Annotated in this window: 7 protein-coding genes; 4 read left to right on the top strand and 3 right to left on the bottom strand. The window is 37.6% G+C overall.

What is annotated here, in order from left to right; translation table 11 throughout:
• Positions 1-28: 28 nt before the first annotated feature.
• Positions 29-967 (bottom strand): mevalonate kinase family protein, encoded by a 939-nt coding sequence (locus ACFO3O_RS08995; RefSeq protein WP_379978266.1) that lies wholly within the window; start codon positions 965-967, stop codon positions 29-31.
• Positions 968-995: 28 nt separating this feature from the next.
• On the bottom strand, positions 996-2,072 hold the full coding sequence (locus ACFO3O_RS09000; RefSeq protein WP_379978267.1) for a diphosphomevalonate decarboxylase: 1,077 nt from the start codon (positions 2,070-2,072) through the stop codon (positions 996-998).
• Between the two features lie 146 nt (positions 2,073-2,218).
• On the opposite strand from ACFO3O_RS09000, the gene ACFO3O_RS09005 reads away from it, so the two are divergent.
• Positions 2,219-2,695: a TspO/MBR family protein gene (locus ACFO3O_RS09005; RefSeq protein WP_379978268.1), complete on the top strand. Its 477-nt coding sequence runs from the start codon at positions 2,219-2,221 to the stop codon at positions 2,693-2,695.
• Positions 2,696-2,771: 76 nt separating this feature from the next.
• Here ACFO3O_RS09005 and ACFO3O_RS09010 read toward each other — a convergent pair whose 3' ends face one another.
• Positions 2,772-3,998: a BaiN/RdsA family NAD(P)/FAD-dependent oxidoreductase gene (locus tag ACFO3O_RS09010; RefSeq protein WP_379978269.1), complete on the bottom strand. Its 1,227-nt coding sequence runs from the start codon at positions 3,996-3,998 to the stop codon at positions 2,772-2,774.
• A 364-nt stretch (positions 3,999-4,362) separates the two neighbouring features.
• Here ACFO3O_RS09010 and ACFO3O_RS09015 point away from each other — a divergent pair, with 364 nt between their 5' ends.
• From ACFO3O_RS09015 to ACFO3O_RS09025, 3 genes are all read left to right on the top strand, one after another.
• Positions 4,363-7,500: a SusC/RagA family TonB-linked outer membrane protein gene (locus ACFO3O_RS09015; RefSeq protein WP_379978270.1), complete on the top strand. Its 3,138-nt coding sequence runs from the start codon at positions 4,363-4,365 to the stop codon at positions 7,498-7,500.
• 16 nt (positions 7,501-7,516) lie between these two features.
• Positions 7,517-9,145, top strand: coding sequence for a RagB/SusD family nutrient uptake outer membrane protein (locus ACFO3O_RS09020; protein WP_379978271.1), 1,629 nt, complete (start codon positions 7,517-7,519; stop codon positions 9,143-9,145).
• Positions 9,146-9,506: 361 nt separating this feature from the next.
• On the top strand, positions 9,507-12,806 hold the full coding sequence (locus tag ACFO3O_RS09025; protein WP_379978272.1) for a VCBS repeat-containing protein: 3,300 nt from the start codon (positions 9,507-9,509) through the stop codon (positions 12,804-12,806).
• The last annotated feature ends 4 nt before the right edge of the window (positions 12,807-12,810 follow it).

A 12,810-nucleotide genomic window follows, 5' to 3' on the forward strand; every position in this document is an offset into this window, starting at 1 on the left:
GAAAGCGTACCCATATATGTATGTAAATCTAGAAGTTATAGACCACCTCTAGCTTGTAACCGTCTAATGCTTTTTTGGCTTTATCGATATCTTGTGTAAATCCTAAGATGTATCCACCACCACCAGAACCACAAAGTTTAAGGTAATAGTCGTTGCTTTCTATCCCATGTTTCCAAAGGGAATGAAAGGCTTTAGGAATCATTGGCTTAAAATTGCTCAGCACCACTTTAGAAAGTTGCTTCACGTTACCAAATAATGACTTTACATCACCTTTTAAGAAATCGTCTACGCAGGCATCTGTGTGCTTTACAAACTGATCTTTAAGCATATTACGGAACCCTTCCTGCTTCATGTTTTCCATAAAGATATTGACCATAGGAGCAGTTTCTCCTACAATTCCACTATCTAAAAGGAATACAGCGCCTTTGCCCTGTTGCTCTTGAGAAGGAATCCCCGCAGGCTCGATATTGTCCTTGCTATTGATTAGAATAGGCAGGCTTAAATAACTATTCAGAGGATCCAATCCAGAAGACTTCCCGTGGAAAAAAGATTCCATGGCACCAAAAATAGTTTTGAGCTTTAGTAATTTTTCTCTTGTTAGGTTTTCTAGTACTGTGATTTTTTCAGTCGCATACTTATCATAAATTGCAGCAACTAAGGCACCACTACTTCCTACACCGTATCCTTGAGGAATACTAGAATCAAAGTACATCCCTTTTTCTAAATCTTGCGTAAGGCGGTCTATATCAAAATGCACAGATACATCATCCGACTGAGAAAGAACGGATAAGTGATCTGCAAATTTCTTTAACTTGGCATTGGAGTCTACTGCGGCTGGTGATGTATGATCATCTGTTTTTAGGGCTCCGTTGTAAAAGTTATAAGGGATAGAGAGTCCTTTTGAATCTTTGATGATTCCATATTCTCCAAACAGGAGAATTTTAGAATAAAATAAGGGACCTTTCATAGGCTTCATTAACTAGATAAATACAAATTTACAATTTTTTTGCTCCACGACCCACGCAATCATGAATATAGTGCTTGTTTTGGCAAAACTTTGACAATTCGTTTTCTATAAATTCCTGTACGTTTTGTTGTTCTGCCTTAGGATATAAGACGTGTACATTGGCACCGGCATCTAGGGTAAAACATACTTTTGACTCTGTCGTTTCTCTGTAGTCCCAAATACGCTGTATAATCTCTAAGGTATTGGGCTTCATCAAAATAAAATACGGATGACTGGTCATCATCATGGCATGCAAGGTGAGTGCTTCACTTTCAACAAGGGCTATAAACGCATCTAGATCTCCAGATTGTAACACGGTTTTTAACTGGACCAAGTTGTCGTGGGCTTGGGTAAATCTCGCTTTCGCGAAAGCGTGCCCATGCATCAACCCGTGTCCTACGGTGCTACTTACTTGTTTTTCACCTTTATCAACGAGTAAAATGGTGTCTTGATAGTCTTCAAAATGAGGATGCACCTCATAGGGATACGAAGTTCCGTACAAATCACTACTATGTTCTATACCATCATGTTTACCCCAAACAATAAGCGGACCTTCAAGGCTACGGCAGGCACTTCCTGAACCTAATCGAGACAAGAAAGATGCTTTTTGCATAAAATACACATCGGTCATCTCAGGTTGAAGTACTCGCTCCATATCCATAATACATAAAGACAACGCACTCATACCTGAGGCAGAAGAGGCAATTCCTGAACTGTGAGGAAAGGAATTGGATGTTTCTATCTTAAAATGATACTTGCTTATGAAAGGCACGTAAGTTTCAATACGTTTAAAAAAACTAGCAATTTTAGGTTCAAAACCTTCTTCTTTTTGACCGTCAAGATATACTTCAAAATCAAACCCTTGAGTTTCTTTAGGCGTATAATGCAAGGTGGTGGTGGTGTGACAATTACTTAGCGTAAAGCTGATACTCGCATTTTGTGGTAATTGCGCTCCGTGTTTTCCCCAATATTTCACTAAGGCAATATTACTAGGAGATTGCCAGCTCACAGACCCAGCTGATACCAATGCGGCATCTGAGTTGAAAAGAAAAGAATCTTCAGACATAAACAAATTCAAGTTTTGGCAAAGATACCTTTTGTCTTTCTATTATTATAATGGAAGCGTTTGGGAGTTTTTTTTTAAATTGGTTGTGTGAAATGTACATAAACATTATTCATTTTTACCAAATAACCAAACCAAAAACGTACCCCATGAAAAAACGCCTCTTTGTCAAAATTCTCGTTGCTGTTGTATTTTGTCTGTCCATAGGTGGAATTGGAGCTATTGCAACACAGTCTAGTATGGCAGATTGGTATGTTACCATTAACAAGCCTTCATTTAATCCGCCTAATTGGATTTTTGGTCCTGTGTGGACAGTCCTATACATTATGATGGGTATTGCAGTTGCCTTGGTTTGGCATAAAGGATTTTATCACAAATGGGTGCAAACGGCGCTCTATCACTTCGGATTTCAGCTCATTTTAAATGCGATGTGGAGTATTATATTCTTTGGAATGCGCCAACCAGGTTGGGCTTTAATTGAGATTAGCATTTTGTTTGTCATTATATTACTTACGATCAAATGGTTTAAAGTGGTGGACAAGCTTGCCGCTTATTTATTGATCCCATATGCCTGTTGGGTGGCGTTTGCGACGATCCTCAACTTTGAGATTTGGCGATTGAATTAATTTCTATTTGAATGTTTTTTTAAGCTTTCGCGAAAGCAAAAAAAATAAAACTTCAATTTAAAATCCTTTTGTATAATCACTTACTTGCAATGGCCTGTGCAATCATATACCCACCAGTCCAAGCGTTTTGAAAATTAAATCCACCAGTAATGGCATCTATATTAAGGACTTCACCTGCGAGATATAGATGTTGGTGTATTTTACTTTCAAACGTTTTAAAGTTAAGCTCCTTAAGATCTACACCGCCCGCAGTCACAAACTCTTCTTTAAACGTACTTTTTCCTTTGATTTCGAATAGTCCCTCTGTGAGTTCGTTACTTAAGGACAGCAATTGATTTTTTGTAAGATCTGCCCATTTCGTAACTTCTGCAATCCTAGAAGCTGTCAATAAACTTTGCCAAAGTCTTTTAGGGATATCGAATTGTGCGTAGGTATATGGTGATTGTTTGGCGTACTTCTGTTTGAATACTAGCAGTTTTTCTAATACATCTTGTGAAGTATCATACAATAACCAATTCACTTTAATCGTAAAATGATAGTTCATGGCTGCCAATTCTCTTGCACCCCATGCAGAAAGTTTTAAGATTCCGGGACCACTCAGCCCCCAATGCGTTATAAGTAAAGACCCTTCTGATTGTAATTTTGTACCCACAATTTCAACAGACGCCTCTTTAGACAATCCCATGAGGTCTTTAATCCGGGTATCCTTACTATTAAATGTAAACAAGGATGGAACTGCGGGTGTAATGGTATGATCGAGATGCTCTAGAAGCTTCCACACTTTTGGATTACTCCCTGTCGCGATAACAAGCGAGTCACATGTGAAATTATTTTTAGAAGTTTCTAAAAACCAACCAACCCCTTGTTTTTTAATTTTTTGAACTGAATGATTTGTACAGATCTCAATACCATGATGATTGGCTTCTTTTAAGAAACAATCGATAATGGTTGCTGAAGAGTTAGAAACAGGGAACATACGACCGTCTTCTTCTATTTTGAGATCTACGCCTCGCTCTTCAAACCAAGCGATGGTATCTCCTGTCATAAAAGTGTGGAAAGGGCCTAAGAGTTCTTTTTCTCCACGAGGATACTTCTTTGACAATTCTTTTGGAACAAACTCTGCATGTGTGACATTGCATCTACCCCCACCAGAGATACGAACTTTCGTCAATACGTCTTTTCCTCTTTCTAAAATTAAAATAGAAGCATTAGGACAAGAAATAGCACAATTGATAGCTGTAAAAAATCCAGCAGCTCCGCCTCCTACAATAATGATATTTTTATGTGTGGGTGTAGTTTCCAAAAATTTATTTTGATGCAAATATACTTTTGAATTAATGAAGAATATAGTAGTATCCCTTTTTAAAAATGAATATATTTTTGATCGGGCTTCACATCTAATTACATTTTAATGTTTTTTTCAAAAATCGATAATTGATTACACTTTTGAGAATTAGCCGTAATTATTTTTACCAACTTATCAAAAAAAACACACATAATTTACCATAAAACTAGTCAGAAAGCCTTTTAAACACGAAAACGTTTTCGTAACTTTAACGCTATATTCTTATTGTGTTAACGTAAATTTTACATAAATTAGGCGCTTATAAAGTGAATAAAACACTAAATTTTAAAAACTAAGCAAACTAATTTTAAACAAGAATCTTATGAAGAAAGTATTACTTAAAAGTATGCTGCTGTTTGTCGCGGTTCTCTTTGCGGGAATTTCAACTGCCCAGACAGTCTCTGGAACAGTGACTGAGGAGAGTGGTCCTCTACCGGGTGCAAACGTAATTGTAAAAGGTACACAAAATGGTGCTACCACCGACTTTGATGGTAACTACACTCTCAATAATGTAGCAAGTGATGCTATCCTCGTATTTAGTTATGTTGGATATACTACACAAGAAGTTGCTGTTGGAGGAAGAACTACAATAAATGTAGCGTTAGCTACAGACAACGCTTTAGACGAAGTAGTTGTAATTGGTTATGGTACGACTACGATTAAAGACGCAACAGGATCTGTTTCTGTTGTAAAGGCAGAAGACTTTAACCAAGGGGTTATTGCTTCTCCAGAACAATTAATTCAAGGTAAGACAGCTGGGGTTCAGATTTCAGAATCATCTGGAGAGCCTGGAGCAGGAATTGCTGTAAATATTAGAGGTACAAACTCTATCCGTTCTGGAAACAATCCATTATTTGTAATTGATGGTGTACCATTAACTACAGACACAGCACCAGCAGCCGGAGATATTGCTTTTGGAGGAGGTGCTGCTCGTAACCCACTCAGTTTCTTAAACCCTAACGATATTGAAAGTATCAACGTATTAAAAGATGCATCAGCAACCGCTATATATGGTTCTCGTGGTGCAAACGGGGTTATCATCATCCAAACAAAAGGAGGTAGAGGAAACTCAAAAGGTACATGGGAACTAAATTCCTCTGTAAGTGTTTCAACAACAGCAGACAGATACGATCTATTGAACAGAGATGAATTTTTAACTGCGTTACCAGACTTTGGAGGTAATGTATCTGAAATTAATCAGGGAAGTTCTACAGATTTTCAAGATGTGATCTTCAGAACGGCTTATTCTAGAAGAACAGATTTAAGTTACTCTAAAAGCTACACAGGAGGTAATGTAAGAACTTCTCTTGCATATAGCAACCAATTAGGTGTAGTAGAGAGTGCTGGTCAAGAACGTCTTACGGGTCGTTTGAATGCACAGCATAAATTTTTTGATGATAAATTAACTTTAGCATTCCAAGGGTCTTTCTCTAGAGTAAATGACGATTTTGCCCCAATAAGTGGTACAGCAGGTTCAACAGGAGATTTAATAGGAGCTGCGATTACAACAAATCCTACTTTTCCAAATGACGTAGATCTTGATTTTACTGGAAACTTATTAAACCCTGCTAACTTATTAGAATACTATCAAGGTAGATCTAACTCAGAAAGATTCTTAGCAAACTTATCTGCAGATTATAAAATCACAGAAGATTTTAGTGCTAAAGTAACAGTAGGTTATGATAACTTTCAATCAGAAACAACAACGGTTTTCGCTCCTTTAGTTAGAGGAATTAACAGAGTGTCTGATAATGGTCAGGGATCATTTAGCACTTTTGATCAAGAGAACTCACTTTTAGAAGCTACCTTAAATTATAAGAAAGAATTTGGAAAGTCTAAATTAGACATATTAGGAGGTTTTTCTTACCAAGAATTTGCAAGAGACGGAATCAATGCAGGAGGTTGGGGATTCAATACCAATAGCCTTGATCAGATGGCTAGCCTATTAAAGAACCAATATTTTGCTGTTGCCAATACCATACAAGGGGATTTCCAACAATTTGCATATGATGCAAATGGTGGAGCTTTCATCAATAGACTTTTATTTGCTGAGAATGATACAGCGACTGAAGCATTACCAAATGGATTTACAAGAAATATACGTTCTTTCTTCGGTGATACGTTTGATAACACAGATGAACTTCAATCGTTTTTTGTAAGAGGTAATTACACATATGATAATAAATACTTATTTACAGCTACTGTAAGAGCGGATGGTTCTTCAACGTTTGGACCTTCTAACCAATATGGATATTTCCCTTCAGGAGCATTTGCTTGGCAATTAAGTGAAGAAGATTTTGTTGGAGACAATGTATCTACATTAAAACTTCGTGTAGGTGCAGGACTTGTCGGTAACCAACAAGGGTTAGGATACGCACAGTTTTTAAGAAGAACTCGTTTTGGAGGATTAGGTATTAGTGATAATGGATCTATCAACAACCCAGGTACCGTTTTTGTTGGAAATAACAATGAAGAATTAAAATGGGAGCAAACATTTGATCTTAACTTTGGAGTTGATTTCGGATTTAATAATGATCGTTTCAACGGTAGTTTTAACTTGTACCGTAGAGAAACCAATGACTTATTATTAAACAGAACAATTGCTGCTCCTGGAGTACAAGGAATTACAGCAATCTTCCAAAATCTTGAAGATGGTACCGTATTAAACCAAGGTGCTGAACTTTTAGTAAATTATGATTGGGTGAACACAGATGATTTTAGCTTCTCTACTTCATTCAACATCTCGTATAACTTTAATGAAGTACAGGACACGAATCAAGTAATTGATACGGGTGCTATTAATGGTAACGGACTAACAGGAGCGTTTGCACAACGTCTACAAGCGGGTCAACCATTATTTTCTTTCTTTATGGCAGAATTTACAGGATTTGATGCTAATGGATTCCCTACCTATAGAGATGTAGATGGAAACGGTATTGGTGATCCAGATGCTGATAAATTCTTCGTAGGAGAAGATGCACTTCCAGATTTTAACGCTGGTTTATCATTAAATGCTTCTTACAAGAGATTTGATCTTTCTGCGTATTTTGCTGGACAGTTTGGATTCTCTGTATACAACGCCACTGCAAATGCATTCTTTACTGCAGGAGGGATCGGAATTGCTAAAAACGTTACACAAGCTGCTATTACAAGCGGTGAAGATGCGGCAGCAACAACAGCAGTATCTACAAGATTCTTAGAATCTGGAGACTTTGTTCGTTTACAATCTGCATCTCTAGGATATAACTGGCCAATGAGTGGTGAAGGATTATTTGATTCTCTACGCCTATCTATTACTGGACAAAACTTATTCTTAATCACTGACTACAGTGGTTTAGATCCAGAAGTAGGTATTAACACTGGAAATATTAATGCTGAAGCGATTCCAACCGCTGGAATTGATTACTCAGCTTTCCCAAGAGCTCGTACAGTAACTTTAGGTGTTAATGCAAGATTTTAATTAAAAAATGAAAACTATGAAACACACAAAAATTAACATGAAGTCATCCAAACTCCTTTTAGGGGCACTGGCTTTGACCTTTGCCGTATCCTGTACGGATCTAGAGGTAGAACAAACAGAGTCTATTAACACAGAAGCTTTTAACGGTGTTGTTGATCCTGCTACATTCATAGACGGGGTTTATAACAGTCTTAATGGTCAAGTAGGAGATCAAGCAAATTTATTCGCCTTGAGTGAAGTAACGACTGATGCAGCGTTGATCCCGACACGTGGATCTGACTGGGGAGATAATGGAATCTGGAGACAATTACACCAGCATGATTGGAGAAATGATCATACGTTCATCACAAATGTATGGAACCAATGGAATGGTACTCACTTTGCGGGAGCACAGTTATTATCGCCATTAACAACCTTAACTAATGAACAATTGGGAGATGCTTCTTTCTTAAGAGCCTATGGAATGTTTGTGATATTAGATAACTTTGGTCAAATTCCTGTACGTGATCCTGAAGCGTCTTTATTAGTAGACCCTGAAGTATTAAGTGGACAAGCAGCGGTTGATCAAATCGTAGCTGACCTTAATGTAGCTATTGCTAATCTACCTGCGTTAGCGCCTGGATCTGGCATCGGAGATAACACTTCTGCACATGCAAGAGGTTCTAAAGCAGCGGCTCGTTTATTGCTTGCAAAAGTATTATTAAACAAGCACATTTACCTTGGTACATCACCTGATAGTGCAGATATGAACCAAGTAATTTCTTTAGTTAATGATATCGAAGCAGAAGGATATGGTTTAGTAGATGGGTACTTTGATATTTTCAGAAACGACTTAGACAATGAGACCATCTGGTTCTTACCTACTGCTGTAGGAAACAGAATTTGGAATGGATTACACTACAACATGGCCCCAGAAATTGCTGGAGGTGGTTGGAATGGATTCTCAACATTAGCTGAATATTATGACTTATTTGAAGGTGATGCGAATATCAACGAACCTGGAAGTGGTCAAGAAGAGCGTCGTGGATTTGTACCAACTGAAGGAGTTCCATTTACAGGAGCGCCAGGAACGACAGAATCAGGGAACTTCCCAGGTTTTGAAGCTGGATCTAATATTGGATTTGGTTTCTTAATTGGACAACAATATGAAATCGATGGAACTCCACTACAAGATCGTCCAGGAAACCCATTATTTTTCACAAGAGATTTTGTAGATGGTGATGGTAACTCTAACCTTATCAACAACAATGAAGTTACTGGAATCCGTCTTCAGAAATACAACCCTCGTTATGGAGGATTTACTGAACACGAAATCGTATTCAGATTCTCAGATGCATATCTAATGAGAGCAGAAGCTAGACTTCGTAGTGGTGGAGATGCTACTGCAGACGTAAATGCTTTACGTGTTCTTAGAGGTGCTGCTCCATTAGGAACAGTAACTGAACAAGATATCTTAGATGAAAGAGGACGTGAATTATATGCAGAATTATGGAGAAGAAATGATATGATTCGTTTCGGACAATACACAAGAAACTGGGAGCTTAAGAGCCCTGGAGCTGTAGGAGATGCTAACCTAAACTTGTTCCCAATACCAGCAAGTCAGGTGATCTTAAATCCTAATTTAACACAGAATCCAGGTTATTAAACCTAAACTTTGAATTAAGCTTAAAAAGAGGGTTGTTTTTCAACCCTCTTTTTTATTAGTGAAACGCTATTTTGAAAAGTCCGAAGGACGGATTTAAAACAGCTAGTTGAACCTACCTATGCCGGCAGGCAGGCTAATCCTGCTTTTCCAGCGGGATATATACAAATTACTAAAACATTTCATTGAAATCTATTATCTCAAAATGACTTAGGAAATAGAAAATATAATCACTGAGTATCCAGTAGAAAGGTTTTATATCATCTATTAACTAAAATTAATTTTTTACCTCCAAAATTTATCCTAAGTTTTAGCAACTTTTATTATTCTTTTTCTTTTAGTAAACTTGCATTTTAAACACACATTGAAACTCTTATTTGTCATAGTCGTTAGCTCCCTATTCTTTATATCTTGTAAAGAAGAAATAAAGCATCAACTAACATTTGTTGAAGCTACACATACGGGTATTTCCTTTTCCAACAATATCCAAAACCAAACTGAACTCAATATTTTAAACTACCTCTATTTCTATAATGGAGCAGGAACTGCCATCGCCGATTTTAATAATGACGGACTAAATGATATTTATTTCACCTCAAATCAACAAGCAGATCAATTATACATCAATAAAGGAAAGTTGCAATTTGAGAACAGCACCGCTAGTTCAGGAATTACTAATGATCAAGGATGGACTACAGGTGTTACCACAGTAGACATTAATAATGATGGACGTATTGACATCTACATCTCCAAAGTAAGCGGTCATCTTGATCTAAAGGGATCAAATCTTTTATATGTTAATCAAGGAAACGACTCCTCTGGAATCCCTCAATTTAAAGAACAAGCCAAAGACTACGGACTAGCATTGGAAGGGTTAGCCTCACAAGCTACCTTTTTTGATTACGATCTTGATGGAGATCTTGATGTTTTTATGTTGAATCACTCCTTATACCCTAACAGCAATTACGGCAAAGGAGCCTTACGAAAACAAAAAGACACCCTTTACGGAGATAAACTATTAGAAAACCAAAATGGACAATTTGTAGATGCTACAGATACTTCCAGAATTTTTCAGAGCAGAATAGGATACGGACTTGGTATCTCTGTTGCAGATGTGAATGATGATGGCTACCCAGATATCTACATAGGCAATGATTTCTTTGAAAACGATTACCTCTACATCAATCAAAAAAACAAAACATTTATTGAAGTAAATTCTACGGAATCTACCTTAGGTCATAGTTCGCATTTTTCTATGGGAAATGCGATTTCAGACATCAATAATGATGGGCTTCCAGATATTATGTCCCTTGACATGTTACCAGAGGATTTACACACCTTAAAAGTCTCTGGAGCCGAATACAACTACCCCATCTTTCAAAACCAACTTCGTAATGGGTATGAACCCCAGTTCATGCAAAATACATTACATCTTAATCTAGGAAATGACACCTATACAGAAACAGCCTTCTTAAGTGGTATCTCTGCTACTGAGTGGTCTTGGTCTCCCCTCGTTGCAGATTTTGATAATGACGGATACAAAGACATCTATATCACCAATGGGATCCAAGGCGCTACCAATGACATGGATTTTGTGAATTTTATTTCTAACGAAAAAATTCAGAAAAAACTCGGAAAAGGAATGAGCTCAGAAGAACTTCTTTTTATTGATGAACTCCCTGAGAAAAAAACAATCAATTACTTTTTTAAAAACACAGGAAACGCTCAATTTAAAGACGTAAGTGACCAATGGCAGGTACCACAAACCTCTTTTAGTAATGGCGCTAGCTATGCAGATCTTGACAATGATGGAGATCTAGACCTTGTCGTTAATAATGTAAATCAAAACGCATTTATTTTAGAGAATACAACCCGTAAAGACTCCTCTGCAACGCATTATTTAAAAATCGACTTTAAAGGAAGTGATCAAAACACACAAGGGATTGGTGCCAAGGTTGCTGTATACACCAAAGAACAACAACAGTTTTTCCAAAATTATACTACGCAAGGATACTTATCAGCAAGTCCTGCAAGTGTATTAGCAGGAATAGGCACGTATCAGCAAGTAGATTCTTTACGTGTGATTTGGCCAGATGGAAAGTATCAAATCCTTAAAAACATAAAAGCAGATCAACAACTAGTGTTAGACTATCAAAATGCTTCAGAGGCCCCCTATGACTTTAAAAAAAACACAGCTACTTCGCTACTATCAGTCGCGCCTACTCCCATTAATTTTGTGCATAAAGACGCTACGTCTATAGAGTTCAGTCGATCACCGCTTATTCCGTATGCAACAACCAATTTAGGACCCTATATCACCACAGGTGATTTGAATAACGACCAAAAGGAAGACATTGTCACCTTAGGAGCCAAAGGACAACCCTCTCAAATTTGGTTGCAAGACGAAGCAGGTGGTTTTCAGGAACGCTCCTTACCAGATGCCAAAGACACAAAAATCAATGAAGATACGCATGCCCTTATTTTTGATGCCAATGGCGATCAACAAAATGATTTACTCATTGTAAGTGGCGGCAACGAATTCAAAAGAGGAAAACCACTAACCCCTAGATTATACATCACCTCACAAGACTCCCTCCAAAGAGACCAAGAGCAGTTTAAAGACCTTTTTATCAATGCCTCAAAAGTAACTGCGGTAGATCTAGACAAGGATGGAGATTTAGATCTGTGTATTACTGCCAATGTCGTTCCGCATCAATTTGGGCTAACACCCACACAATACCTATTCAAAAATGACGGAAAAGGGCATTTTGAAGACATCACAGCAAGTTATGCAAAAGACTTTCAGCAGATCGGAAATGTCTATGATATCAGCTGGCAGGACCTAAATCAAGACGGCTATCCTGATGCGATTGTCGTAGGACACTGGATGCCTATCTCTATTTTTATAAACGATGGCATTTCCCTTAGGCTACAAAAAAACAAAGGCTTACAGAACACCCACGGATGGTGGAACACCCTAAAAGTAGCCGATTTTGATAACGATGGCGACCTAGACATTATCGCAGGGAACTGGGGGCTCAACACTCGATTGCAACCCACACTTGAAGAACCCGTCACTTTATATCGTAACGATTTTGACGACAATAATCAAATCGATCCTATCGTTACCTATTATTACCAAGGCACAGAAACCACCATTGCGACGAAAGATGAACTCGTCAAACAGATCCCTTTGATTAATAAAAGGTTTCTATCCTATAACGCTTTCGCGAAAGCGGAATTAGAAGAACTCCTTGGCAAAAAGAAACTCCAATCATCAGATAAGAAACAAGCCTATCTCTTTGCCTCGACCTATTTTGAAAACAAAGGAAACAACATCTTTGAAGCGCATGAACTGCCCTTTTTAGCACAAGTATCAACAGTTCAGGATATGTTGGTGGAAGATGTGGATGAAGATGGGTTTTTAGATGTCATTTTGGTAGGGAATACCTATGAAATAAGTACCCAATTAGGTAGGCTAGATGGGTCACATGGCGTATTTTTGAAAAACGATACAAAAGGAGGTTTTACAGCACTTTCAAATCAGAATTATGATATTAACGGGGCTTCCCGAAGTATCCGAAAAATTAAAATAAAAGATCAAATTTTTTATGTAGTAGGTCGTAATAACAACACGCCACTATTCTTAAAAAAAGAGAAGTAATCGT

It is taken from the genome of Dokdonia ponticola, from assembly GCF_042653865.1.
Classification (GTDB): domain Bacteria; phylum Bacteroidota; class Bacteroidia; order Flavobacteriales; family Flavobacteriaceae; genus Dokdonia; species Dokdonia ponticola.